Genomic DNA, 22988 nt, shown 5'->3' with positions numbered 1-22988 from the left:
CTGAAGTCGCGAAGATCAAAAGCAAGATCAAAAGCCACAGCCACAGCCACAGCAACAGTGTCTATAGTAGGAGTGATAACTTCTAAACTTGCCGCGATATATATCCCGTGTAGGAGCGGCCTTGTGCCGCGATGGGCCGCGCAGCGGCCCCAGTCATAGCGATATTGCTCAAATTTTGGGGCCGCTGCGCGGCCCATCGCGGCACAAGGCCGCTCCCACACGGTAATTGAGTCGTCTTCAAAGAATGTACAGGCGTAACTAGGATCTTGTATTTACATATGCTGTTGCTGTTACAAGAGTAGTAGCAATGTGAATATAACTACGCCAGTAAATCAGGCACTCGATACTGTAGCAGTCCTGACAACGCTCGCCATTGAACGTATTTCAATGGCGCAAGCTTCTCAGCGCGCTGGACGGCTCCAGAATCTAGGCCTAACCACGCATTACGGTAACAACGCTAGCAGCGTCCGCCTTCACCCACCCAATCGCTTCAACCCTTCCAGACAGGTAGCCAGATGATAAGGCGTAGTCGACGGCATATCATGCCGGCTGACATCGCCCTGCCCATCCCGGCACTCATACCATCCCGCCTGCCGCAAGAACCGCCCCTGCAGGGCCTGCAACAGCTGGGGCAGCTTCACGTCTGCGTCAGGGCGCAATGCCAAGGCCCTGGCGTATTCGGCCTGTGCCCAGATACGCTGGGTCGCATCCAGCACGTGCCCTTGCACATCCAGCATCGCCAGCACCGCCATGTTTTTCACGCCATGGCGCTCGGCAAAGGCGAACCCCCGCTCAATGGAAGCATGCAACGCCGTCTCACGCAGCAGCGGCGAGGTGTGCAGCAAATAGAACCACTCGAACTGATGACCCGGCTCGAACCAGTTATCCACAGTGCCCCTGGGCTTTTCCAGCATCAGGCCGTGGGCAGGCTCGATGAAGTGGGCCTGCATCGCGGTGCATAACTGCAAAAGTGACTGCTGCACAGCCTGGTCATCACGCACGGCCAACACCTGCAGGAAGGCTTCCGCCAAATGCATCTGCGGGTTCTGCAGCGCGCCACTGCCCAGGTTGCCCCAGTCTTCACCCAGGCTGGCCTCGTACAAGCCATCATCCCGGGCAAAGCGATGCTCGATGACGTCCAGCGCAGCAGCCAGGGCGGAGACCACCAGGTTGTCGCGGACCTGGCCCCAATAGTGCGCGCAGGCGAAGACGATGAACGCGTGGGTATAGAGGTCCTTGCGCCGGTCCAGCGGCTTGCCCTGGGCGTCGATACTGTAGAACCAGCCACCGTGCTCGGGGTCATGGAAGTGCTTTTGCAAGGAGCGGAACAATGCCGCGGCGCGTTCGGCCGCACCCGGTTGATCGATGCGGCTGCTGAACAGGTACAACTGGCGTGCGCACGCCATGGCCCGATAGCGCTGCACAGGCAGCGGCTGATGTTCGGCGTCGAGCGCTTCGTAGGGCAGTGCCAGTTCGGTGTTCCAGCCTGGCCCCTGCCATAGGGGCACGATGCACGTGGCAAAGTGCTGATTGAAGCGGGTCAGTTCGGGCAGGGTGGGGCGGGGGTTGGACATCTTGGCGCTCGTCGCTGTCGGGCAGGGCGCCATGGTAGCAGAAGTCGGGTTTACCGAGCCCGTCAGCCAGGGTTGCCAAGGCCTTGCCAATGCCGCGCACCGACGAAGATGAAGCGCAATTGCTGGGTGATCTTTTCCTGAGGGGTCAACGCCTGGGGTTCACCCCTTTCTGGCCTGTCGATCAATTCGGGCAAGGTGGCGAACACGGTCTTGACCACCAGGTCCGCCATGACGGTAAGCGCAGCATTGTCCAGGTGCTGCCAACGCTGCATCCGGCCCAGGTCGGTGGCCAGGTCAGCGGTGATGTTTTCACGCAGTTGGGCGATGGCCTGGCGCACGAGGTGCGAGCCTCCGTACTGCTCACGCGCCAGGAATAGAAACTGGGCACGGTGGGCAGCGACCACGTCGAGGAATATACGGACCGACGCATCCGTGATACCGCCCAGCTCGAACTCGTTGTGTCGCACCAGCCGGATGGTCTGGCGGAAGGTATCGTCCACCTCGCTGACCAGTGCCAGGCCCAGTGCATCCATGTCCGGGAAATGTCGGTAGAAGCCGGTGGGCACGATGCCGGCCGCCTTGGCCACTTCGCGCAGGCTGATGCTGCCAAAACCGCGACCACTCTCCATGAGCAGGCAGGCGGCGTCGAGCAGGGCCTGGCGGGTCTGTAGCTTCTGTTCGGCACGCGGCAACATGATGCAGGTTTCTATAGAGGGTGGCTGGGCACTCTAGTTAAAAAAACGAAGCCCGGTCAATGGACCGGGCTCGAAGGGGTAGGTCAGGCAGACGACAGCGCGGTGCGTCTTGCATAAGGTCAGCTCACCCGTGCCGTTTGCGACAAGCGATCTGCACCGCCTTCGGCAACACGGCCGCTGCGCTCGATCAGGCGATCGGAGCCACCTTCGGCAACACGGGCGCTACGCTCGATCAACCGGTCTGAACCGCCTTCGGCAAGTGTTTCAAGCGGTTGGATGTTTTGAACAGCGCTCGAACGTGATTCGGCGGTCAGGTGCTGCTCGGCACCTGGCAGGGCGAACGCATTGGCTGCAAGCAGGGAAAGGGTGAGGGTCAACAGGTGGCGTTTCATGATTCAGTGCTCCTCTGCGGGGCTGGAAAACGGGTGTGTAGCCAATGCTACGCCGCGCATCGGCATAGAGAAGTTCATCCGGGTAATGGTAAAAATCGACCTCATTGATATCAGCCGTCAAAGGCTCTATTCAGAGCCCTGGCTGAGTTGCAGGGGGCTTGATGGCATGGGTACGCACGGGGTGCGCCAAGCGAACCGGACGAGCCAGGCGCATCCAGGCACAGGAAATTCTTGGCTATCCTCCCCCTGAGATAAAACCCTCACGCCTTTCATCAGTCCCAGATACATGACCCCTCACCGCTACGCTTGTTTTCGCCTTGCCGCATGGAGACTCACGCAATGACGCGCCCCGCCAGAATCATCCTCTGGACCCTGACCACACTGCTGACCGTGCTGGCAATCCTGGTCGTGGTGATTGCCACCTTCGACTGGAACCGCGTCAAGCCCCTGCTCAACGAAAAGGTGTCCGAGGCCTTGCATCGGCCCTTCGCCATCAATGGCAACCTTGCAGTGCACTGGCGCACCGAGCCTGAAGAAGGCGGTTGGCGGGCGTGGATACCCTGGCCGCATTTCACGGCTGAAGATCTTACCCTGGGCAACCCGGACTGGCTCAAAGAGCCGCAGATGGTTGCACTGGAGCGCGTGGAGTTTCGCCTGTCGCCGCTGCCGCTGTTGTTCCACCAGGTCAGCATCCCGCGTATCAACCTGACCAAGCCGACTGCCAGCCTGACGCGCCTGGCGGACGGCCGGGCCAACTGGAATTTCGACTTCGGCCCGAAGGACGAGAACGAAGAACCGTCCAAATGGCAGATGGACATCGGCGCGATCGGTTTCGACCAAGGCAATATCAGCTTTGACGACCAGACGCTCAAGGCTCGCATGAAGGTCCAGATCGATCCTCTGGGCAAGCCCATTGCATTCAGCGAAATCGTGGGCAAGGCCACGGCCGAGAAGTCGGCGCCTGCACAGGACTATGCGTTTGGCCTCAAGGCGCAGGGACGCTACAAGGACCAGCCCGTGTCCGGCACCGGCAAGATCGGCGGCCTGCTGGCACTCAAAGCGTCCGATCAACCCTTCCCGCTGCAAGCGGATGTGCGCATCGCCGATACCCATGTGGTATTGGCTGGTACCCTGACCGACCCGCTCAACCTGGGTGCGCTCGATCTGCGGCTGCGCCTGTCAGGCGCCAGCCTTGGCAATCTGTTCCCGTTGACCGGCGTGACATTGCCTGACACTCCAGCGTATTCCACCGATGGTCACCTCAACGCCAACCTGCACGCCGAGCAAGGCGCTACCTTCGAATACCAAGGGTTCAATGGCAAGATCGGTGACAGCGACATTCACGGTGACCTGGCGTATGTCGCCAGCAAGCCTCGGCCCAAGCTCACGGGCAAGCTCGTTTCCAACCAGCTCCTGTTCAAGGACTTGGCACCACTGATCGGCGCTGACTCCAATGCCGAGCAAAAAGCCCGTGGTGGTGCCAGCAAGCAGCCGTCCGACAAGGTCTTGCCGGTCGAGGAATTCCGTACCGATCGCTGGCGTGCCATGGATGCCGATGTCACCTTCACCGGCAAGCGCATCGTGCACAGCGAGCAGCTTCCTTTCAACGACCTGTCGGCCCACGTGATCCTGGAAGACGGCCTGCTGCGCCTGGAGCCGTTGAGGTTCGGCGTAGCGGGCGGCAACCTGGCATCACGCATTCGTCTGGACGGCCGCAACGTTCCGTTGCAGGGGCGTGCACGGCTTACTGCGAGGGGGTTCAAGCTCAAGCAACTGTTCCCCACCTTCGCACCGATGCAAAGCAGCTTTGGCGAGCTCAATGGGGATGCCGACATCGCCGGTCGCGGCAACTCCGTGGCAGCACTGCTCGGTAGCGCCAATGGCGATCTGCGCATGCTGGTCAACGATGGCGCGATCAGCCGCAGCCTCATGGAAATCGCAGGTTTGAACGTGGGCAACTACATCGTCGACAAACTCTTCGGTGATGAGGACGTGAAGATCAACTGCGCCGCAGCCGATGTCGGTATCAAGAATGGCCTTGCCAGTACGCGCCTGTTCATTTTCGACACCGAGAACGCGATCATCTATATCAACGGCACCGCCAACTTCGCCAACGAGCGCCTGGACCTGAAGATCACGCCGGAATCCAAGGGGTTGAGGCTGTTCTCCCTGCGCTCGCCGCTGTATGTGCGGGGGGCTTTCGCCAAACCTAGCGCCGGGGTACAGGCCGTACCGCTGGCACTGCGCGGCGCCGGTATGGTTGCCCTTGGGGTGGTCGCGGGGCCTGCGGCCGGTCTCTTGGCGCTGATCGCACCCAGCAGTGGGGATGATCCCAACCAGTGCACACCCTTGTTGCAGCAGATGAAGGAAGGTAAGGCGCCGGCGGCCGTCAAAAGCCGCAAGTGATGGCGGGGCATGGGCCTGCGAGCTGAACCTTGGAGCGGCTGCGCAGCCCATCGCGGCACTAGAGCGCTCCTACCTAGAAATCGGTTAGCCTTCGGGGCGGCCTTAGGCAGTTGCTTCTGCAAAGTCCAGGCCCCGCTATCTCAGCCAATACAGAACCAAGGTAGGAGCGGCCTGGTGCCGCGATGGGCCGCAGCGCAGCCCCGGCATTATGCGCTGCGAAGCTAAGATCCTGGGGCTACTGCGCAGGCAATTGCAGCCAGTCCAACGCTCCGGCGGAGCCGGTCGTGGGCTTGAGTAATCCAGAGTCAAGGGAAAGATCGCCAGTGCTTCACGATCTCCGAGGTGGAATGGTCCGGTCAGGGCGCCGGACTGACCGCAATGGGCTGCGAAGCAGCCCTGCGTGAACAGCGTGACCGCATCAGCGGCCTTGTCGGTTGCTACTGGTCTTACAGCCCATCGAGCAGGTCGGACATGTCGTCGGCGTGCTCTTCTTCCTGCGCCAGGATGTCTTCGAAGATGCGGCGAGTGGTCGGGTCCTTGTCGCCGATGTACTGGATGATCTCGCGGTAGCTGTCGATGGCGATACGCTCGGCTACCAAGTCTTCCAGGACCATTTCCTTGAGGGTCGTGCCTGCCACGTACTGAGCGTGGGAGTTCTTGCTCAGGTTGTCCGGGTTGAAGTCAGGCTCACCGCCCAGCTGCACGATACGCTCGGCCAGCTTGTCGGCGTGTTCGGATTCCTGGTTGGCATGCTCCAGGAATTCTTCGGCAGCCACGCTGGCCTTGACGCCAGAAGCCATGAAGTAGTGACGCTTGTAGCGCAGGGTACAGACCAGCTCGGTCGCCAGCGAATCGTTGAGCAGCTTGATGATGCGCTCGCGATCGGCATTGTAGCCTTCGGTCACGGCACCGTTTTCCACATGTTCGCGCGCACGCTGGCGCAAGGTTTGAATGTCGGTCATTTCAGTCGTGTTCATGTTTCATCTCCAAAAAGCATCAAGTAGTCGTAGTCAGGTAGCGGAAGCCTTACGCGCCTTTGACGGCCTCGCGGTCTTCTTCACGTTGTTTGCAGGTCTTGAAACCCTTGGCATCCACATGGCCGGTGGCATCGAAGCGCACGTAGTACGGCTGCTGCTTGCCGTCGCGGTTGAGAATGTAGTCGTTGCAGGTACCGCCATTGGGCAGGTCGATGACGTTGGACGGGCTGCCGCCGATGGCGATGACGCGCTGCATGGTCATGCCATTTTCGACCTGCTTGACCAGGGGCTCGTTGCGGTAGGTCACATAGTCCACCGGGTTTTCCGGGCGGCTGCCGCATGCCGCCAGAGTGGCGCTGGCCAGAAGGATTGCCAGAGTCTGCTTGAACATCGTCCCGCTCCTTGCAAAAAAGGGTATGTGCAGGTTTTGAACCTCACGCAGCGCCAGGAGTTCGATCGAGCTAGCCAATTGCCTGCGTGCAAAAGGTTGTCGTGCGCTTGATGGCAAAACGGGCCTCGCGCCAGCGCTTGTCTACACTGCAGGTGTCACCGTGCGTTGGGCGCGGGCTCAGGAGAACACGACATGAAACGGCTGCACATTCCGTTACTGATGGTTGCGCTGTTGTTCAGCGCCCAAGGTTTCGCGGCAAATACCACCCAGCAGGAAAAGATGAAAACTTGCAATGCAGATGCCACGGCGCAATCGCTCAAGGGCGACGCCCGCAAGGCCTTCATGAGTACGTGCCTGAAGAAACAGGCGCCACAAACCCAGCAAGAGAAAATGAAGACGTGCAATGCCGACGCCACCGCCAAGGTGCTCAAGGGTGATGAGCGCAAGGCCTTCATGAGTGAGTGCCTGAAGAAGAAATGATCGGTGCCTATGCCTGCAGGCATAACGCTGGCAGACTGCGGATCTTCTTCGTTGGCTGCCGCTGAGGCTGTATGACCTTCACCCCCCGCCAAGTCACCCTGGCCAGTTTGATTATCGTGTTCGCAGGCTTGCTGTTGGCGTTGCCGTTGAAGCTGCTGCCCAGCCTGCTGGCAGGCCTGCTGGTGTTCGAACTGGTCAACATGCTCACGCCGCGCCTGCAGCCATTGATTGCCGGGCAGCGTGCGCGCTGGCTGGCAGTGGCGCTGCTGGGCACGCTGGTGGTGATCAGCCTGGCGCTGCTGATCGCCGGGGCGTTCAGCTTCTTGTTGCATGAAGCGGAAAATCCTGGCGCTTCGCTGGACAAGTTCATGGCGTTGGTTGAGCGGGCGCGCGGGCAGTTGCCGCCGTTCATCGAGGGCTATTTGCCGGCCAGTGCTGCTGAGTTCAAGGTGGCGATCGGCGACTGGATCAAGAGCCATCTCAGTGATTTGCAACTGGTGGGCAAGGGCATGGCCCACATGTTCGTGACCTTGCTGATCGGCATGATCCTGGGGGCTATCGTCGCCCTGCAGCGCATACCCGACATCTCCCGGCGCAAACCTCTGGCAGCCGCCCTGTTCGAGCGCCTGAACCTGCTGGTACAGGCGTTCCGCAACATCGTTTTCGCCCAGATCAAGATTTCTCTGCTCAACACCGCCTTCACTGGCATCTTTCTGGCCGTGGTGTTGCCGTTGTTCGGCGTGCACCTGCCGCTGACCAAGACCTTGATCGTGCTGACGTTCCTGTTGGGTCTGCTACCGGTCATCGGCAACCTCATGTCCAACACCCTGATCACCATCGTCGGGTTGTCGTTGTCGGTGTGGGTGGCAGCGGCGGCGTTGGTCTACCTGATCGTCATCCACAAGGTGGAGTACTTCCTCAACGCCAAGATCGTCGGTGGGCAGATCAGGGCCAAGGCCTGGGAACTGCTGTTGGCCATGCTGGTGTTCGAAGCGGCGTTCGGCCTGCCGGGGGTGGTGGCAGGGCCGGTCTATTACGCTTATCTCAAGAGCGAGCTGCGCAGGATGGAGCTGGTTTGAAGGCGGCCACGGCGGGCCTGCTCAGGACATAACAAGGCCGGCGCAGGCTTGGTCAGGCGGTTACAGCCAGCGCTACCGTCAACGAGGGGCGACACAGGCGCCCCTTACCCCGTCGTTTCGTCACGCGCCATAACGCTTGCGTGCCTCAATGGCCAGCCCACTGCCGATGCTGCCAAAGATATTGCCTTCCACGTGACGGGCATTGGGCAACATCGCCGCCACACTGTTGCGCAGGGCTGGAATGCCGCTGGAGCCGCCCGTGAAGAAGACCGTGTTGACCTGGCCCTGGCTGACCCCGGCCTTGGCCAGCAAGTCCGTGACACTGGCCCGCACCCGTTCCAACAGGCTTTCGATGGCCGTCTCGAACAGGTTGCGAGACAGGTCCACGCCAAGGCCTGGTTCGATGCGGCCGAGGTCGACGTGACGACTCGGCTGCTCGGTCAATTCGATCTTGCTGGCTTCCACTTCCATGGCCAGCCAATGCCCGGCGCGCTCCTCGATGAGTTTGAACAGCCGATCAACGCCAAGGGTGTCCTCGATGTCGTAGCGCATGTTGCCCAGCGCCAACTGCGACTTCTGTGAGTACAGCGCGTTGATCGTATGCCAGGTGGCCAGGTTGAGGTGATAGCTGGTTGGCATCAAGGCACCGCTTTTCATGCGGCTGCCATATCCGAACAGCGGCATCACCCCTTGCAGGCTCAGCTGCTTGTCGAAGTCCGTACCGCCGATGTGTACGCCACCGGTTGCGAGGATGTCGCTCTGGCGCTCGGCCACCGCGTGCCGCTCCGGCGACAGGCGAATAAGGGTGAAGTCGGACGTACCGCCGCCGATGTCGACGATCAGCACCAGTTCTTCACGGCTGATGCCTGACTCGTAGTCGAACGCCGCGGCGATGGGCTCGTACTGGAACGATACGTCCTTGAAGCCGATCTTGCGTGCCACCTCGGCCAGCGTGTCCTCGGCTTCCTGGTCGGCTGCCGGGTCCTCGTCGACGAAGAATACCGGGCGGCCAAGTACCACCTGGTCGAACTCACGCCCGGCCTCAGCCTGCGCGCGGTTTTTCAGCTCACCGATGAACATCCCCAGCAGGTCCTTGAACGGCAGTGCGCTGCCCAGCACGCTGGTGTCGTGCTTGATCAGCTTGGACCCGAGCAGGCTCTTGAGCGAGCGCATCAAGCGCCCCTCGTAACCTTCGAGGTATTCGTGCAGGGCCAGCCGGCCATAGACAGGGCGGCGCTCCTCGATGTTGAAGAACACCACCGAGGGCAAGGTAATCTTGCCGTCTTCCAGGGCAATCAGCGATTCCATGCCCGGACGGTGCCAGCCAACCGTCGAGTTGGAGGTGCCAAAGTCGATGCCAAGGGCGCGGGCCGGGGATACGTCGGACATGGGAAAAGGCTTCCGGAGGCAAAACGGCCGCGCAGTGTATGCCAGCTGGCGACAGAATCAAGACCGGTCGTCTGCCATGGAGCAACCCCAAGCGGGCCTTGAAAGGCTATGCTTGATCCCTATCTTCTCCAGCAACACGCACATTCACACTGGTGATCCCTAGATGGACTTCAAAGACTACTACAAGATACTTGGCGTAGAGCCCACGGCGGACGACAAGGCGATCAAGGCCGCGTACCGCAAGCTGGCCCGCAAGTATCACCCTGATGTCAGCAAAGAGCGCGACGCCGAAGACAAATTCAAGGAAGCCAACGAGGCCTACGAAGTGCTGGGCGACGCGCAGAAACGCGCCGAATTCGATGAAATCCGCAAGTACGGCGGCCAGCATGGCAGGCCGTTCCAGGCACCGCCGGGCTGGGAAAGCCGAGGCGGGGCCGGGGGTGGTTTCGAGAGTGGCGATTTTTCGGACTTTTTCAGCTCGATGTTCGGCGGTCGTGGAGGCAACCCGTTCGGGGGTGCCCGTCAACAACAGCGCAGTGCCGGCAGGCGAGGGCAGGATGTGGAGCTTGAACTGGCGGTATTTCTGGAAGAAACCCTGAGCAAAGAGTCCAAGCAGATCAGCTTCCAGGTACCGCAAACCAATGCCATGGGCCAGCGCACCGGGTTCACCACCAAGACCCTGAACGTGAAGATCCCGGCCGGCGTGACCGATGGCGAGCGCATTCGCCTCAAGGGCCAGGGTGCCCCGGGGGTCGGTGGCGGTGCCAATGGCGATTTGTTCCTGACCATCCGCATGGCCCCGCACCCGCTGTTCGACGTCGAAGGGCACGACCTGATCATCACCGTGCCGCTAGCACCCTGGGAAGCGGCCCTGGGCACCAAGGTGGCGGTACCTACGCTCGAAGGCAGGATCAACCTGACCATCCGCCCCGACAGCCAGAGCGGGCAGCGCCTGCGGGTGCCAGGCAAGGGCCTGGCCGACAAGCAGGGCCAGCGCGGCAACCTCTATGCACAGCTCAAGGTCGTCATGCCGACCACCTCTGACGAATCTACCCGGGAACTGTGGGCCAAGCTTTCCGAGAAGGCCGCGTTCGACCCGAGGGCACAATGGAGTAAGTGATCATGAGCAGCACCCTGATCGTTCAACTGGACATGCATACCTTGTGTCAGGAAGCCGACCTCACGGCGGACTGTGTGATCGAGATCGTCGAGCACGGCATTGTGGAGCCAACCGGGCGCAGGCCTGAAGACTGGCTGTTCGACGATCAGGCACCGCTGCTGGCAAGGCGCGCGGCCAAGCTGCACCAGGAGCTGGAACTGGAATGGGAAGGCGTGGCGCTGGCCCTGGAATTGCTCCAGGAGGTGCAGCAGCTACGCAACGAGAACAGCATGCTGCGCCAGCGCCTGGGCAGGTTCACGCAGATGTGAGTGTCATCAGGCGCGGGCAAGGCTGGAACGCTGGCCAGTGCAGCCTTGTGTCACCCGGCAAGGCTGCGTGAGGACTGCCTGGGCCCGGTGTCATGGCTGGTCTGGATCGGCCCCTGGGCTCAGCACCCGCTGCATGAAGGTCAGGTCCAGCCAGCGCCCGAATTTCACGCCCACCTGCGGCATCTGCCCGGTAACCACGAAACCCAGGCGCTCGTGCAGGTGCACAGACGCTGCGTTGCCGCTTTCGATGGCCGCGACCATGACGTGCTTGCCGCAGCCTTGGGCGCGCTCGATCAACGCAATCATCAGCGCCGGCCCAAGCCCTTTGCCGCGCTGATCGCTGCGCACATATACCGAATGCTCGACCGTGTGGCGAAACCCCTCGAACGGGCGCCAGTCCCCGAAGGAGGCGTAGCCCAGCACGTCGGCGCCGTCCACGGCCACCAGTATCGGGTAACCCTGTTGCGCACGGGTGTCGAACCAAGCCTGGCGGTTGGCCAGGTCCACCGGTGTCTCGTTCCAGATGGCCGTGGTGTTGCGCACGGCATCGTTGTAGATGTCGAGGATGGCCGGTAGGTCGGCAGGCAGGGCGTCGCGGATTTCGTGACTCATGGCAGCGTCTCGCTAGGTCGAAGCGTGCAGGTTAAATGGTTACCAGCCCGCGTACACCTTCGGCCTGCATGTTTTCGCCCCGGCCACGCTGCACGATCTGGCCACGGGCCATAACCAGGTAGTGATCAGCCAAAGCCTCGGCAAAATCGTAGAACTGCTCGACCAGCAGGATGGCCATGTCGCCGCGCTGCGCCAGCCGCTGGATCACCGCGCCTATTTCCTTGATCACCGAAGGCTGGATACCCTCGGTGGGCTCATCGAGAATCAGCAGGCGCGGACGACTGGCCAATGCCCGGCCGATGGCCAGCTGCTGTTGCTGCCCCCCGGACAAATCCCCGCCACGGCGTTGCTTCATCTGCTCAAGCACAGGGAACAACTCGTAGATGAAGGCAGGCACTTCACGCGCCTCGCGCCCCGGAAAGCGTGACAGGCCCATCAGCAGGTTTTCCTCGACGCTCAAGCGCGGGAAAATTTCTCGGCCCTGTGGCACGTACGCAATGCCGGCCTGCACCCGGTGGTGCGGCTTGAGTGCGGTGATGGGCTTGCCTTCCCATTCCACGCTGCCTTCGCGCACGGGCACCAGGCCCATCAGGCAACGCAGCAACGTGGTCTTGCCCACGCCGTTGCGGCCCAGCAGGCAGGTGACCTCGCCCAGCCTGGCTTCGAAGGAAAGGCCGCGCAGAATATGGCTGCCGCCGTAGTACTGGTGCAGCGTATCGATCTTGAGCATGCAAGGCTCCTGAAGTAACGGGTTGGGCGTCCCCGGCAGCTCACCGGTGTACGCGGGAAAACGTGCGCCTGTTCAACGACCGAGGTACACCTCGACCACACGATCATCGGCCTGCACCTGCTCAAGCGACCCCTCAGCCAGCACCGAGCCCTGGTGCAGCACCGTCACATGGTCGGCGATGCTGCCCACGAACCCCATGTCATGCTCGACCACCATCAGCGAGTGTTTGCCTGCAAGGCCCTTGAACAGCTCGGCGGTAAAGGCGGTTTCGGCGTCGGTCATGCCGGCCACGGGTTCGTCGAGCAACAGCAGTTGAGGTTCCTGGACCAGCAGCATGGCAATTTCCAGAAACTGCTTCTGGCCGTGGGACAGCAGCCCGGCCTGACGCGAGGCCAGCCCGTTCAGCCGCACGGTGGTCAGGACGTCGTCGATCCTGTCGCGTTGCTCGCCGCTCAGGCGCGACCTCAGGCTCGCCCACACCGACTTGTCGGTCTTGAGCGCCAGCTCGAGGTTTTCATACAGGCTCAACGCCTCGAACACCGTGGGTTTCTGGAACTTGCGGCCGATGCCAGCCTGGGCAATCTGGTACTCGCTCATGCGCGTCAGGTCGAGCGTGTCACCAAAGTAGGCACTGCCTGCGCTGGGCCGTGTCTTGCCGGTGATCACGTCCATCATCGTGGTCTTGCCCGCACCGTTTGGCCCGATGATGCAGCGCAGCTCGCCCACGCCGATATACAGCGTCAGCGCATTGAGTGCCTTGAACCCATCGAAGCTGACGCTCACCTCTTCAAGGCTCAGCACGGTGCCATGCCGCGCGTCCAGGCCTGGTACGCGGGCATGGCCCAGGCCTATGGCGTCGCGGCCGATACCCTGCGGGTCGAAGGCAGGTTCGAGCATGAACTCCGGGTGTACCGGGGGCAGGCCTCTCATGACTGGCTCCTTTTGTTCCACAGGCCGACCAGGCCCTTGGGCAAGTACAGGGTCACGAGGATGAACAGCGCGCCGAGGAAAAACAGCCAGAATTCCGGGAAAGCCACCGTGAACCAGCTCTTCATGCCGTTGACCAGCCCCGCGCCCAGCAGCGGGCCGATCAGGGTGCCGCGCCCGCCCAGTGCCACCCAGACAGCAGCCTCGATGGAGTTGGTGGGCGACATTTCGCTGGGGTTGATGATGCCGACCTGAGGCACGTACAGCGCGCCTGCCAGGCCGCACAGCATGGCGCTGAGCACCCATACCAGCAGCTTGAAGCCACGCGGATCGTAGCCGCAGAACATCAACCGGTTCTCGGCATCGCGAACGGCCGTCAACAGGCGCCCGAACTTGCTGCGCGTCAACCGCCAGCACAGGTACAGGCTGGCGACCAGCAGCGCAACGGTGAGCAGGAACAGTACGGCGCGGGTTCCGGGTGCGGCGATGTCGAAGCCCAGCAGGGTGCGAAAGCTGGTGAAGCCGTTGTTCCCGCCAAAACCGGTCTCGTTGCGAAAGAACAGCAACATCCCGGCAAAGGTCAGGGCCTGGGTCATGATCGAGAAGTACACACCCTTGATCCGCGAGCGGAAGGCAAACCAGCCGAACACCAGGGCCAGCATGCCAGGCGCCAGCACCGCCAGGCACAGGGCCCAGGCAAAGTGTTGGGTGCCGGCCCAGTACCAGGGCAGCTCGCTCCAGGACAGGAACGTCATGAAGCCTGGCAGCCCCTCCCCGGCGGCCTGGCGCATCAGGTACATGCCCATGGCGTAGCCGCCCAGGGCAAAGAACAGACCATGGCCGAGCGACAGCAGCCCCGCATAGCCCCAGACCAGGTCAAGGGCTAGGGCCACGATGGCATAGCAGAGGATCTTGCCCACCAGCGTGAGCACATAGGCCGACACATGCAGGGCGTGGTCGGCGGGCAGCAGCGACAACAGCGGCAAGGCGAGCAGCAGCGCCAGGGCGGCGATACCCAGCGCCAGCGATAGGCGAGGGCCGGCTTTGTGCGCAGCGGTGACAAGCAGTGGCTGGTTCATCAGTCGATCACCCGTCCCTTGAGGGCAAACAGGCCTTGCGGGCGCTTCTGGATGAACAGGATGACCAGCGCAAGGATGAGGATCTTGCCGAGCACCGCACCGATCTGCGGCTCCAGCAGTTTGTTGGCGATGCCCAGCCCGAACGCCGCCCAGAGGCTTCCGGCCAGTTGGCCGACACCCCCGAGCACCACCACCAGGAATGAATCGATGATGTAGCTTTGCCCCAGGTCCGGCCCCACGTTGCCGACCTGGCTCAAGGCCACGCCGCCCAGGCCGGCGATGCCCGAACCCAGGCCGAAGGCGAGCATGTCCACACGCCCGGTGGACACGCCGCAGCACGCCGCCATGTTGCGGTTCTGGGTTACGGCGCGCACGTTCAGGCCCAGGCGCGTGCGGTTGAGCAGCAGCCAGGTCAGCAGCACCACGGCCAGCGCGAACGCGATGATCACCAGGCGGTTGTAAGGCAGGATCAGGTTGGGCAGAACCTGGATGCCACCCGACAACCAGGCCGGGTTGCTGACCTCGACATTCTGTGCGCCGAACAGCAAACGCACGGCCTGGATCAGAATCAGGCTGATGCCCCAGGTGGCCAGCAGGGTTTCCAGAGGGCGGCCGTACAGGTGGCGGATCACCGTACGTTCCAGCGCCATGCCGACACCGGCACTGACGGCGAACGCCACGGGCAGGGCGATCAGTGGGTAGAACTCCAGGGCACCCGGTGCGTAGCGCTGCACCACTACCTGCACCATGTAGGTGCTGTAGGCGCCGAGCATCAGCATCTCGCCATGCGCCATGTTGATCACACCCAGAAGTCCGAACGTGATCGCCAGCCCCAGCGCCGCCAATAGCAGGATCGACCCCAGCGACAGGCCACTGAAGGCCTGGCCCAGTACTTCACCGACCAGCAGCTTGCGCTTGACCTGGGTCAGGCTGGTTTCGGCGGCGGTACGCACCGTGGGGTCCGTTTCCATCTCGGGTTGCAACAGCGCCTCAAGGCGCGTACGGGCCGTTGGGTCACCGGTTTCCCCTAACAGGCGTACGGCCGCCAGGCGCACCGAAGGGTCGCTGGCGCCGAGCTGCAGGTTGGCCAATGCCAGGCCCAAGGCTGCCCGCACGGTCGCATCCGGTTCGCTGGCGTAGCGCCGGTCGAGCAAGGCGACCTGGGCCGGTTGTGCGCTCTTTTGCAACTGCCTGGCGGCGGCTAGCCGGGTGGCGCTGTCGTCACTGAGTAACCGGTGGCTGGCCAGGGCATTGTCGATCAGCCCGCGCAGGCGGTTGTTCAGGCGCACCTTGCGGCTGTCGTCCTTGGCGATTCGGCCGGCCTGCAGGTTTTCCAGCAGTGCCAGTCGGCCTGGCTCGGGTTGGGCGGCCCAGGTATCGAGTAGGCGCGCCTGCTCGGCGGGCTTGGCGGCGAAGAAAAACTCGCCTTCGCTGGCGTCTACTGCCATGGGCAACAGCAGTAGCAGGGTAAGCAGGAATCTGAGCATGAGGCTCTCCTGTGAATCAGCGCTTACGCGCAGGCGTACCCGAACACCGGGCCGCCCACGGGCGGGCTGCAGCGCAGCCCAGGGCCTCAGTTGCCTTTCACGGCGTAATCAGGGCGCTTGTCATTGCCTGGGATGAAGGGGCTCCAGGGTTGCGCCCGCAGCGGTTGCTCGGTTTCCCACACCACGCTGAACTGCCCATCGTCCTGGATCTCGCCGATCATCACTGGCTTGTGCAGGTGGTGATTGGTCTTGTCCATGGTCAGGGTGTAGCCCGAAGGGGCCTTGAAGGTCTGCCCGGCCAGCGCTTCGCGCACCTTGTCCACATCGGTGGATTTGGCTTTTTCCGCCGCCTGCGCCCACATGTGAATGCCCACATAGGTGGCTTCCATTGGATCGTTAGTCACCGCCTTGTCGGCGCCAGGCAGGCCTTTGGCCTTGGCATAGGCCTTCCAATCAGCGACGAACTTCTGGTTGACCGGGTTATCCACCGACTCGAAGTAGTTCCAGGCGGCCAGATGGCCCACCAACGGCTTGGTGTCGATACCCCGCAGCTCCTCTTCGCCCACCGAGAACGCCACGACCGGCACATCGGTCGCTTTCAAGCCCTGGTTGGCCAGCTCTTTGTAGAAGGGCACATTGGAGTCGCCGTTGACCGTGGAAATTACCGCCGTCTTCGCCCCGGCCGAGAACTTCTTGATGTTGGCGACGATGGTCTGGTAGTCGGCGTGGCCGAACGGCGTGTAGACCTCCTCGATGTCCTTGTCGGCTACGCCCTTGCTGTGCAGGAACGCGCGCAGAATCTTGTTGGTGGTGCGCGGGTAGACGTAGTCGGTGCCCAGCAGGAAGAAGCGCTTGGCGCCGCCGCCGTCCTCGCTCATCAGGTATTCCACCGCCGGAATCGCCTGCTGGTTGGGCGCAGCGCCGGTGTAGAAGACGTTCGGCGACATCTCTTCGCCTTCGTATTGCACCGGGTAGAACAGCAGACCGTTGAGCTCCTCGAATACCGGCAATACCGATTTGCGCGACACCGACGTCCAGCAACCGAACACCACCGCGACCTTGTCCTGGGTCAGCAACTGGCGGCTTTTTTCGGCGAACAGCGGCCAGTTGGACGCCGGGTCCACCACCACCGGCTCCAGCATCTTGCCGTTCACCCCACCTTTGGCGTTGATCTCATCGATGGTCATCAAGGCCATGTCCTTGAGCGACGTCTCGGAGATGGCCATGGTCCCGGACAGCGAATGCAGGATGCCGACCTTGATGGTCTCGGCTGCCTGTAGGCTCCAGCTAAGGCCCATCGCCGCCATCGAGGCGCTGAGGGTGAAGGCCTTGATCAGACTGCGTCGCTTCATGTGCTCTCTCCGCTGAGTTGTTGTGGTGTGGGCAGAAAAGCGATTGCAAAGGCTGTGCCGTGGTGCGCGAGGTTACGGTCTAGAAGGGTTGTGCTTCTATGCGGGGCTTGGATAGGGGCCAGGTTGGTGCTTGCGCGGTTGGCTTGCACAGGTTTGGGTCCAGGGCGGTGAACAGCTTTGACACATAAGCAGTACTTGAGTACCGTTCGGCACCGCAGTGGATTCTGCGACCGGGATTGGCGTCCCGTTATACAGAGAGATCGAGCATTGACGCTCCTTGCGACTTTGCTCTGCATGGCTGCACCCGTCATGGGCGGAGCCGTGTGTGGGAGCCTTCGGGCTCACCGGTTCTCTCTGCCGGCACGCCAACCCGCACGGCTCCGTCCACCCATATTGGCGTATGGGCTCGGAGCGTCATAAGGAGAGAGCTGCAAGGAGATGCACCATGCTCAAGAAGATCGTTCCAGATCCACCCCGCACATCTCGTTCCGTGACCGCCAGTGCTGATTTTGGCACCTGCAATCAGGCTCATGATCAATACTGTCGGTTCAGGCTGGAGTCGATAGCGAGGATGCACTTGTGTGCGCCGTTGCCGCGCTGAAAGCGGCTTATGAAACCAATGCCGCAGCACTGGAAAGGGTGGGAGAGCCGCTTCGTAGTTTACTGACCGCGACGGAAAACTCGCTAAAGAAAGGTTTGGCCCTGGCCGAGGCAGTGCTCAAGGGGATGGAGCACGGCTGAAGCGGCCTGGCTGTTGTGCGCCCATTCGCCAGTTCTGCCTGAGAATGGGCTGCACAGTTTCCTGATCAGTTGCCCGACGACCCACGTACGGCAGTACGCGGCTGGCGCCGGCTCCGCACGAACTGGTAGGTCACCGCCAGGATCACAAACCAGATCGGCGTCACCACCAGCGCCGAGCGGGTGTCGGCCTCCAAGCTCAGAAGCACAAGGATACCGGCGAAGAACGCCAGGCACACGTAGCACATCAAACGCCCGCCAGGCATCTTGTAGATCGACTGCTCGTGCAACGCCGCGCGCTGCTTGCGGTAGCTCAGGTACGACAGCAGGATCAACGTCCAGACGAACATGAACAGCACCGCCGATACCGTGGTGACCAGGGTGAAGGCTTCGATCACGTTCGGGACCAGGTAGATCAGCACCGCGCCGAGCAGCAGGCATAGGCAGGAGAAGTACAGGCCGTTGGCCGGCACAGCGCGGCGGGACAACTTCTCGAACGCTTTCGGTGCATCGCCTTCCTGGGCCAGGCCGAACAGCATGCGGCTGGTGGAGAACACCCCGCTGTTGGCAGACGAGGCCGCCGAGGTGAGCACCACGAAATTGATGATGCTCGCCGCCGCTGGCAGGCCAGCCAGTACGAACAGCTCAACGAACGGGCTTTTGCCCGGGACCACGTCGCGCCATGGAGTCACGGCCATAATCGCGATCAGTGCCAGTACATAGAACACGATGATGCGGATCGGGATCGAGTTGATCGCCCTGGGCAGCGTGCGCTCCGGGTTTTTGGCTTCGGCTGCCGTGGTGCCGACCAGCTCTATACCCACGAAGGCGAAGACCGCGATCTGGAACCCGGCGAAAAAGCCCATCATGCCGTGGGGGAACATGCCGCCGTCATTCCACAGGTTGGCCAGTTGAGCCGTGCGTCCGCTGGGGGAGGTAAAGCCGGTGATGACCATGTACAGGCCGGTGGCCACCAGGCCCAGAATGGCAATGATCTTGATCAGGGCAAACCAGAACTCCATTTCGCCGAACAGCTTGACCGTGACCAGGTTCAGCGACAGCAGCACGGCCACGCAGGTGAGCGCCGGTATCCACTGAGGCAGGTCGGGAAACCAGAACTGGGTATAAGCCGCAATGGCTACCACGTCGGCGATGCCGGTGACCACCCAGCAGAACCAGTAGGTCCAGCCGGTGAAGTAGCCCGCCCAGGGACCGAGCAGGTCGGCGGAAAAGTCGATGAACGACTTGTAGTTCAGGTTCGACAGCAGCAGTTCGCCCATTGCGCGCATGACGAAGAACAGCATGAAGCCGATGATCATGTAGACGAAGATGATCGAAGGCCCAGCCAGGCTGATGGTCTTGCCCGAGCCCATGAACAGACCGGTGCCGATGGCACCGCCAATGGCGATGAGCTGGATGTGTCGGTTGGTGAGGTTGCGTTGCAGGTGTTGGTCATCGGGTGGAGTCGGCGCAGTTTGCGTCATAGGCTGCATTCCCTTGTAGAGGTCAGTCGCATTGGCTGACGTAGCCGGCTAGGCTATCACGCACTGCAAAGGTGCGGGCGTGACAGATCGACACGATATCGCGAGTGCAGGGCGCTTTAGAAATGATCGGGGTCAAGCGTCGGCTCTTTAGAGGATGAACCTGCGCCCACAGGCAGAGGCGTGAAACGCTCGGCGGGCCGTTCGGCTCGCCTGAGGTTTCACGCCGCCTACCGAGCCGCTATGCCTGCGCCGCCACCCTTGCCCGCCGTATCATCATGTTGTCGAGCACCCACATCAGCACCATCGACACCCCCACCAGCGGGAAGACAAGCCCCAATGCCAGCATCACCACCACGGCCGTCTTCCAGCGCGGCAGGTCGTGGCGCAAGGGGGGAACGCCCAGGCCGCCTTCGGGCCGACGTTTCCACCACATCACCAGGCCACTGACCGAACCCAGCAGAATCATCAGGCACACCAGCGCAATGACGATCTGGTTCAGCGGGCCGAACATCTTGCCCTCGTGCAGCATGACCCCAAGTTCCGTGGCGCGGGCCACAGGGCTGTAGTCCTGCCAGCGCACATCGGCCAGCACCTTACCGGTGTACTGGTCCACATGCAGGGTGGCGTCGTTGCGTGGGTCGTCGGCGAATACCGCGATGGTGAATACGCCGTCGGCTGTGGTTGGCCAGGTGATGCTGTAGCCCGGCTCCACCTGCCGCGCAGTGGCGATGTCTTCGACCTGTTGCACGCTCACATTCGGTGCGGCCGGTTGGCTGGACATCGTGTGATGCCCGGCATGCTCGGCATGGGCGCCAGATTGAGGCATCGGCGTGTTCTCCATGGCCCAGGGCACGGTCTGGCGGTGAGCATGGTTGAGCTCGCGCGCCTGCTGGTCCGACTTCGGCACATCGTTCCACATCGCTACCGGAAAGCGGTTCCACAGATCGGCATATTGCTTGCCCCAGAACCCGGTCCAGGTCATGCCGCTGAGCAGCATCAACAGCAACAGCGCCGAACCCCAGAACCCACTGACCGCATGCAGGTCGCGCCAGAACAGCCGGCCTCGGGCGGCCAGGCGCGGCCACAGCACGCCTGCGCCCAGGCGCCCGCGAGGCCACCACAGGTACAGGCCCGAAATCACCAGCACGATGCCCCAGCCTGCGGCCAGTTCCACCAGGCGATCGCCCAGGGTGCCCACCATCAATTCGCCGTGCAGGGCGCGGGCGATGGCTTGCAGATTGCGCTTGCCGTCCTGCTCGCCGAGGATCTTGCCGCTGTACGGGTCGACGAACACGTTCAGCTCGCGGCTCTTTTCGTGCACCACGAACTGCGCACTGCGCTGTGCGTTCAGTGGCGGCAGGTACTGGCCCACATGGCCTTCGGGGTGCGCCTTGCGCACTTCGGCCAGCATCACATCGGCCCCTTGGCGATGATGGCCGGCCTCAACCACCATCAGGTCGCGGTACAGCCATGGATCGAGCTGCGGCTTGAACAGGTATACCAGCCCGGTAAGGGCCAGCAGGATCATGAATGGGGCCACGAACAGCCCTGCATAGAAATGCCAACGCCAGGCCAGGTTGTAGAATGAAACGCGTGTTCCTCTCATGGGAACCTCCAGGTAAACCCGCACAGGGCGCGGTCACTGCCGCGCCCGCGGTGGATGTCAGAAGCTGAAATCGACTTTGGTCCAGACGCTCCGGCCGGGCTCATTGACCGGTTGAGGATCGCTGGCCGGGTAGCCGAAACCGGCATTGCCCGCCAGGTTCAGGTGTTCGGCGTAGGTCTTGTCGAACAGATTGTCGACCCCTGCACTGAGTTTCAGATTTTTGCTCACCTTGTACGCGCCGTTGAGCGAGAACACCCCAAAACCTGCACTGGCGTCATAGTCTTTGCCAACCACATTGCCCTGGTTGCGGGCGATGCGGTTCTGCGCTGCGACCAGCCGCCAGAGCGCGCCTGCGCTCCATGCATCGCGGCTGTAGGTCAGGCCCAGGCGGCTTTCCAAGGGCGGCATCTGGGGCAGCGCCTTGCCATCGCTGCTGTTCTTGCCCCAGGCGTAGGCCAGTGTGGCATCGGCCTTCCAGGTATCGCTCAGCGAGTAGGCCGCACCCACTTCGCCACCCATGATGCGGGCGTCGATGTTCTGCGCCTTCGAAGTCGCCATGCCCATCATGCCAGTGCGGTAGTCGAACAGGATGTAGTCGCGGATCTGCCCGACATAACCCGAAGCCCAGGCTTCCAACCGTTCGCTGCGGTACTGGACACCGAAGTCGAGCTGCGTCGTCTTCTCGGGCTCGATGCCGTCGAAGGCATTGACCGACCCGGTGGGCGCTGTTTTAGGCGAAAACAGCTCCCAGTAGTCCGGGAAACGCTGGGCGTGCCCAAGGCCGATGTAGGCCGTTGCCGGCAGGGCTGCCATGTCGTGTTCATAGCGCACGAAGCCGCTGGGCAGCGTGTCGGCGCGGGTGTCGTTGCGGGTCGGGCTGGCCTGGCGCAGATCCCGCGCCGACGCGCGGTCCAGGCGGGCGCCGGTGATGACCCGGTCGTCGCCGCTGAGCGACCAGGTCAGCTCGCCGAACACGCCGTAGTTGTGAAAATCGGCATCCTTGGTCCAGGCCTGGCCTTTGTGCGCATCCACGCCCATGCCGCCGCGCTGGCGATGCGCGTTGGTCTGTGCGTCGATACCGCTGATCAGCTGTACATCGGCCCAGCGCCAGGTCGCCTTGAGTCGTGCACCCATCGTGCGGCGGTCGACATTGCTGACCATCGGCATGCCCATCATGCCGCTGCCAGAGGGTGTGCGCAGGCTGTAGTTGTCCATCACATGGTCGGCATAGTTGTAATAGGCTTGGGCTTCGATCTTGTCGAGCACCTCGCCGAGGTTGGATTTTTCAAAGCGCAGGCCCAGGCTTTCACGCTTGAACTGCGAACCGTCCATGCCCCGACCGGCATAGCGCGCCTCCCCATCGCCCTTGCCTGCGGTGAGTTCGAGCAACGTATCGGCATCAGGCGTCCAGCCCAAGGCGACATCGCCGTTCCATTTTTCCCAGCGCGATGGCACCGAATCGCCAGCTCCGTCATGGTAGTCATCGGCGCGCGACTGATTGCCGATGAAACGTGCATACGCCTGACTGTTGCCGGCAGCAGCGTCCAGCACCTTGTCGAAGCGGCCGTTGGAGCCGGTGAGCAGGCTGGCATTGACGCGGCTGCCAAGGGTGCCGAATGCCTCGGGGTCACGCTCGAACAAGACGGTGCCTGCCGAACCGCCCGGCCCCCAGATCACGCTCTGCGGGCCCTTGATCACGGTCAGTCGGTCGTAGGTTTCCGGGGCGATGTAGGCGGTTGGGGCATCCATGCGGTTGGGGCAGGCGCCCAGCATCAGCCCACCATTGGTGAGGATGTTCAGCCGCGAGCCGAACATGCCGCGCAGTACCGGGTCACCGTTGGTGCCGCCGGCACGAATGGCCGAAAAACCGGGAATGGTTTTCAGGTAATCGGCACCGTCACTGGCCGGCACGGGCTGGCGAGGGTCCTTGGGGTTGGTGACCACGGTCAGTGGCGAGCTGGGGGCGATGGCGGTGATGACCGTAGGGCCGAGCTCAGGTGCAGCGGATGAATGGGCAACGTGGCCTGGGTCTGCCGCCAGTGCGACAGGGGTCAGCAACGAGCCACACAGGGCGGCAATGGTCCCGCGCAGGGACAAAAGAGGGGTGCAGCCGGACATAATGATTCCAGTCGATCAGTCGTGAGAAGACGCGAAGCGATCAG

Annotated in this window: 20 protein-coding genes and 1 pseudogene; 6 read left to right on the top strand and 15 right to left on the bottom strand. The window is 62.3% G+C overall.

Annotated elements, in window-relative coordinates; translation table 11 throughout:
* Positions 1 to 473: 473 nt before the first annotated feature.
* The 3 genes and pseudogenes from ACF8R3_RS12860 to ACF8R3_RS12850 form a co-directional block, all read right to left on the bottom strand.
* Complete coding sequence (locus ACF8R3_RS12860) at positions 474 to 1574, bottom strand: AGE family epimerase/isomerase (RefSeq protein ID WP_145253655.1); 1101 nt, start codon at positions 1572 to 1574, stop codon at positions 474 to 476.
* Between the two features lie 62 nt (positions 1575 to 1636).
* The gene (locus tag ACF8R3_RS12855; protein ID WP_196121428.1) at positions 1637 to 2269 is read right to left on the bottom strand and encodes a TetR family transcriptional regulator; all 633 of its coding nucleotides are present in this window, start codon (positions 2267 to 2269) and stop codon (positions 1637 to 1639) included.
* Between the two features lie 143 nt (positions 2270 to 2412).
* Positions 2413 to 2661 (bottom strand): annotated as a pseudogene (locus ACF8R3_RS12850) (phage infection protein); the annotation flags it as partial.
* Positions 2662 to 3000: 339 nt separating this feature from the next.
* Between ACF8R3_RS12850 and ACF8R3_RS12845 the strand changes: the two are divergent.
* On the top strand, positions 3001 to 5067 hold the full coding sequence (locus tag ACF8R3_RS12845) for an AsmA family protein (RefSeq protein ID WP_392515684.1): 2067 nt from the start codon (positions 3001 to 3003) through the stop codon (positions 5065 to 5067).
* Positions 5068 to 5513: 446 nt separating this feature from the next.
* Here ACF8R3_RS12845 and ACF8R3_RS12840 read toward each other — a convergent pair whose 3' ends face one another.
* Positions 5514 to 6044 carry a bacterioferritin gene (locus ACF8R3_RS12840; RefSeq protein ID WP_058603494.1) on the bottom strand — a complete coding sequence of 177 codons (531 nt, stop codon included), beginning with the start codon at positions 6042 to 6044 and terminating at the stop codon, positions 5514 to 5516.
* A gap of 49 nt (positions 6045 to 6093) precedes the next feature.
* Entirely contained in the window at positions 6094 to 6435 is a 342-nt protein-coding gene (gene osmE, locus ACF8R3_RS12835) for an osmotically-inducible lipoprotein OsmE (protein WP_027915304.1), read from the bottom strand.
* 192 nt (positions 6436 to 6627) lie between these two features.
* Here osmE and ACF8R3_RS12830 point away from each other — a divergent pair, with 192 nt between their 5' ends.
* Entirely contained in the window at positions 6628 to 6915 is a 288-nt protein-coding gene (locus ACF8R3_RS12830) for a PsiF family protein (RefSeq protein WP_100850707.1), read from the top strand.
* A gap of 71 nt (positions 6916 to 6986) precedes the next feature.
* Positions 6987 to 7994 carry an AI-2E family transporter gene (locus tag ACF8R3_RS12825; protein WP_182140183.1) on the top strand — a complete coding sequence of 336 codons (1008 nt, stop codon included), beginning with the start codon at positions 6987 to 6989 and terminating at the stop codon, positions 7992 to 7994.
* 120 nt (positions 7995 to 8114) lie between these two features.
* Here the strand turns inward: ACF8R3_RS12825 and ACF8R3_RS12820 are convergent, their stop codons facing one another.
* Positions 8115 to 9383 (bottom strand): Hsp70 family protein, encoded by a 1269-nt coding sequence (locus ACF8R3_RS12820; protein ID WP_058638235.1) that lies wholly within the window; start codon positions 9381 to 9383, stop codon positions 8115 to 8117.
* A 163-nt stretch (positions 9384 to 9546) separates the two neighbouring features.
* Here ACF8R3_RS12820 and cbpA point away from each other — a divergent pair, with 163 nt between their 5' ends.
* Together cbpA and ACF8R3_RS12810 are read left to right on the top strand one after the other, a co-directional pair.
* Complete coding sequence (gene cbpA, locus ACF8R3_RS12815) at positions 9547 to 10503, top strand: curved DNA-binding protein (protein ID WP_027915300.1); 957 nt, start codon at positions 9547 to 9549, stop codon at positions 10501 to 10503.
* A 2-nt stretch (positions 10504 to 10505) separates the two neighbouring features.
* Complete coding sequence (locus ACF8R3_RS12810; protein ID WP_023534557.1) at positions 10506 to 10811, top strand: chaperone modulator CbpM; 306 nt, start codon at positions 10506 to 10508, stop codon at positions 10809 to 10811.
* A gap of 90 nt (positions 10812 to 10901) precedes the next feature.
* Here ACF8R3_RS12810 and ACF8R3_RS12805 read toward each other — a convergent pair whose 3' ends face one another.
* From ACF8R3_RS12805 to urtA, 6 genes are all read right to left on the bottom strand, one after another.
* Positions 10902 to 11423, bottom strand: a complete 522-nt coding sequence (locus tag ACF8R3_RS12805) for a GNAT family N-acetyltransferase (RefSeq protein WP_058638234.1) — start codon at positions 11421 to 11423, stop codon at positions 10902 to 10904.
* A 31-nt stretch (positions 11424 to 11454) separates the two neighbouring features.
* Positions 11455 to 12153: an urea ABC transporter ATP-binding subunit UrtE gene (gene urtE, locus ACF8R3_RS12800; protein ID WP_027915298.1), complete on the bottom strand. Its 699-nt coding sequence runs from the start codon at positions 12151 to 12153 to the stop codon at positions 11455 to 11457.
* A gap of 72 nt (positions 12154 to 12225) precedes the next feature.
* A complete protein-coding gene (gene urtD, locus ACF8R3_RS12795) occupies positions 12226 to 13083 on the bottom strand; it encodes an urea ABC transporter ATP-binding protein UrtD (protein WP_058603499.1) in 858 nt (285 codons plus the stop codon).
* The gene (urtC, locus tag ACF8R3_RS12790; RefSeq protein ID WP_058638233.1) at positions 13080 to 14159 is read right to left on the bottom strand and encodes an urea ABC transporter permease subunit UrtC; all 1080 of its coding nucleotides are present in this window, start codon (positions 14157 to 14159) and stop codon (positions 13080 to 13082) included. The genes urtD and urtC overlap by 4 nt, the downstream gene beginning before the upstream one ends.
* The gene (urtB, locus tag ACF8R3_RS12785; protein ID WP_058638232.1) at positions 14159 to 15646 is read right to left on the bottom strand and encodes an urea ABC transporter permease subunit UrtB; all 1488 of its coding nucleotides are present in this window, start codon (positions 15644 to 15646) and stop codon (positions 14159 to 14161) included. The genes urtC and urtB overlap by 1 nt, the downstream gene beginning before the upstream one ends.
* A gap of 86 nt (positions 15647 to 15732) precedes the next feature.
* Positions 15733 to 16998, bottom strand: a complete 1266-nt coding sequence (gene urtA, locus ACF8R3_RS12780) for an urea ABC transporter substrate-binding protein (protein ID WP_027915294.1) — start codon at positions 16996 to 16998, stop codon at positions 15733 to 15735.
* 579 nt (positions 16999 to 17577) lie between these two features.
* Between urtA and ACF8R3_RS12775 the strand changes: the two genes are divergently transcribed.
* Entirely contained in the window at positions 17578 to 17739 is a 162-nt protein-coding gene (locus ACF8R3_RS12775) for a hypothetical protein (RefSeq protein WP_230375031.1), read from the top strand.
* 65 nt (positions 17740 to 17804) lie between these two features.
* On the opposite strand, the gene cycA is transcribed toward ACF8R3_RS12775, so the two are convergent.
* The 3 genes from cycA to ACF8R3_RS12760 all read right to left on the bottom strand — a co-directional run bounded on the left by cycA (position 17805) and on the right by ACF8R3_RS12760 (position 22944).
* The gene (gene cycA, locus ACF8R3_RS12770) at positions 17805 to 19220 is read right to left on the bottom strand and encodes a D-serine/D-alanine/glycine transporter (RefSeq protein WP_058638231.1); all 1416 of its coding nucleotides are present in this window, start codon (positions 19218 to 19220) and stop codon (positions 17805 to 17807) included.
* Between the two features lie 238 nt (positions 19221 to 19458).
* Positions 19459 to 20826 (bottom strand): PepSY domain-containing protein, encoded by a 1368-nt coding sequence (locus ACF8R3_RS12765; RefSeq protein ID WP_058638230.1) that lies wholly within the window; start codon positions 20824 to 20826, stop codon positions 19459 to 19461.
* 57 nt (positions 20827 to 20883) lie between these two features.
* Complete coding sequence (locus ACF8R3_RS12760; RefSeq protein ID WP_392515683.1) at positions 20884 to 22944, bottom strand: TonB-dependent copper receptor; 2061 nt, start codon at positions 22942 to 22944, stop codon at positions 20884 to 20886.
* Between the last annotated feature and the right edge of the window lie 44 nt (positions 22945 to 22988).

Origin of the sequence: Pseudomonas sp. FYR_7 (assembly GCF_043106155.1) — a bacterium.
Lineage (GTDB): Bacteria > Pseudomonadota > Gammaproteobacteria > Pseudomonadales > Pseudomonadaceae > Aquipseudomonas > Aquipseudomonas parafulva_B.
Note: the sequence above shows the minus strand (reverse complement) of the source record. Positions and strands in the feature narration are given on the sequence as shown.

What these genes read in the sequence shown, in the direction of transcription:
- ACF8R3_RS12860 (WP_145253655.1), bottom strand. Translation starts at nt 1,574, where the DNA reads ATGTCCAACCCCCGCCCCACCCTGCCCGAACTGACCCGCTTCAATCAG.
- urtB (WP_058638232.1), bottom strand. Translation starts at nt 15,646, where the DNA reads ATGCTCAGATTCCTGCTTACCCTGCTACTGCTGTTGCCCATGGCAGTA.
- urtD (WP_058603499.1), bottom strand. Translation starts at nt 13,083, where the DNA reads ATGAGAGGCCTGCCCCCGGTACACCCGGAGTTCATGCTCGAACCTGCC.
- urtE (WP_027915298.1), bottom strand. Translation starts at nt 12,153, where the DNA reads ATGCTCAAGATCGATACGCTGCACCAGTACTACGGCGGCAGCCATATT.
- ACF8R3_RS12820 (WP_058638235.1), bottom strand. Translation starts at nt 9,383, where the DNA reads ATGTCCGACGTATCCCCGGCCCGCGCCCTTGGCATCGACTTTGGCACC.
- ACF8R3_RS12810 (WP_023534557.1), top strand. Translation starts at nt 10,506, where the DNA reads ATGAGCAGCACCCTGATCGTTCAACTGGACATGCATACCTTGTGTCAG.
- urtA (WP_027915294.1), bottom strand. Translation starts at nt 16,998, where the DNA reads ATGAAGCGACGCAGTCTGATCAAGGCCTTCACCCTCAGCGCCTCGATG.
- ACF8R3_RS12855 (WP_196121428.1), bottom strand. Translation starts at nt 2,269, where the DNA reads ATGTTGCCGCGTGCCGAACAGAAGCTACAGACCCGCCAGGCCCTGCTC.
- cycA (WP_058638231.1), bottom strand. Translation starts at nt 19,220, where the DNA reads ATGACGCAAACTGCGCCGACTCCACCCGATGACCAACACCTGCAACGC.
- ACF8R3_RS12845 (WP_392515684.1), top strand. Translation starts at nt 3,001, where the DNA reads ATGACGCGCCCCGCCAGAATCATCCTCTGGACCCTGACCACACTGCTG.
- ACF8R3_RS12840 (WP_058603494.1), bottom strand. Translation starts at nt 6,044, where the DNA reads ATGAACACGACTGAAATGACCGACATTCAAACCTTGCGCCAGCGTGCG.
- ACF8R3_RS12825 (WP_182140183.1), top strand. Translation starts at nt 6,987, where the DNA reads ATGACCTTCACCCCCCGCCAAGTCACCCTGGCCAGTTTGATTATCGTG.
- cbpA (WP_027915300.1), top strand. Translation starts at nt 9,547, where the DNA reads ATGGACTTCAAAGACTACTACAAGATACTTGGCGTAGAGCCCACGGCG.
- ACF8R3_RS12765 (WP_058638230.1), bottom strand. Translation starts at nt 20,826, where the DNA reads ATGAGAGGAACACGCGTTTCATTCTACAACCTGGCCTGGCGTTGGCAT.
- ACF8R3_RS12830 (WP_100850707.1), top strand. Translation starts at nt 6,628, where the DNA reads ATGAAACGGCTGCACATTCCGTTACTGATGGTTGCGCTGTTGTTCAGC.
- osmE (WP_027915304.1), bottom strand. Translation starts at nt 6,435, where the DNA reads ATGTTCAAGCAGACTCTGGCAATCCTTCTGGCCAGCGCCACTCTGGCG.
- urtC (WP_058638233.1), bottom strand. Translation starts at nt 14,159, where the DNA reads ATGAACCAGCCACTGCTTGTCACCGCTGCGCACAAAGCCGGCCCTCGC.
- ACF8R3_RS12805 (WP_058638234.1), bottom strand. Translation starts at nt 11,423, where the DNA reads ATGAGTCACGAAATCCGCGACGCCCTGCCTGCCGACCTACCGGCCATC.
- ACF8R3_RS12760 (WP_392515683.1), bottom strand. Translation starts at nt 22,944, where the DNA reads ATGTCCGGCTGCACCCCTCTTTTGTCCCTGCGCGGGACCATTGCCGCC.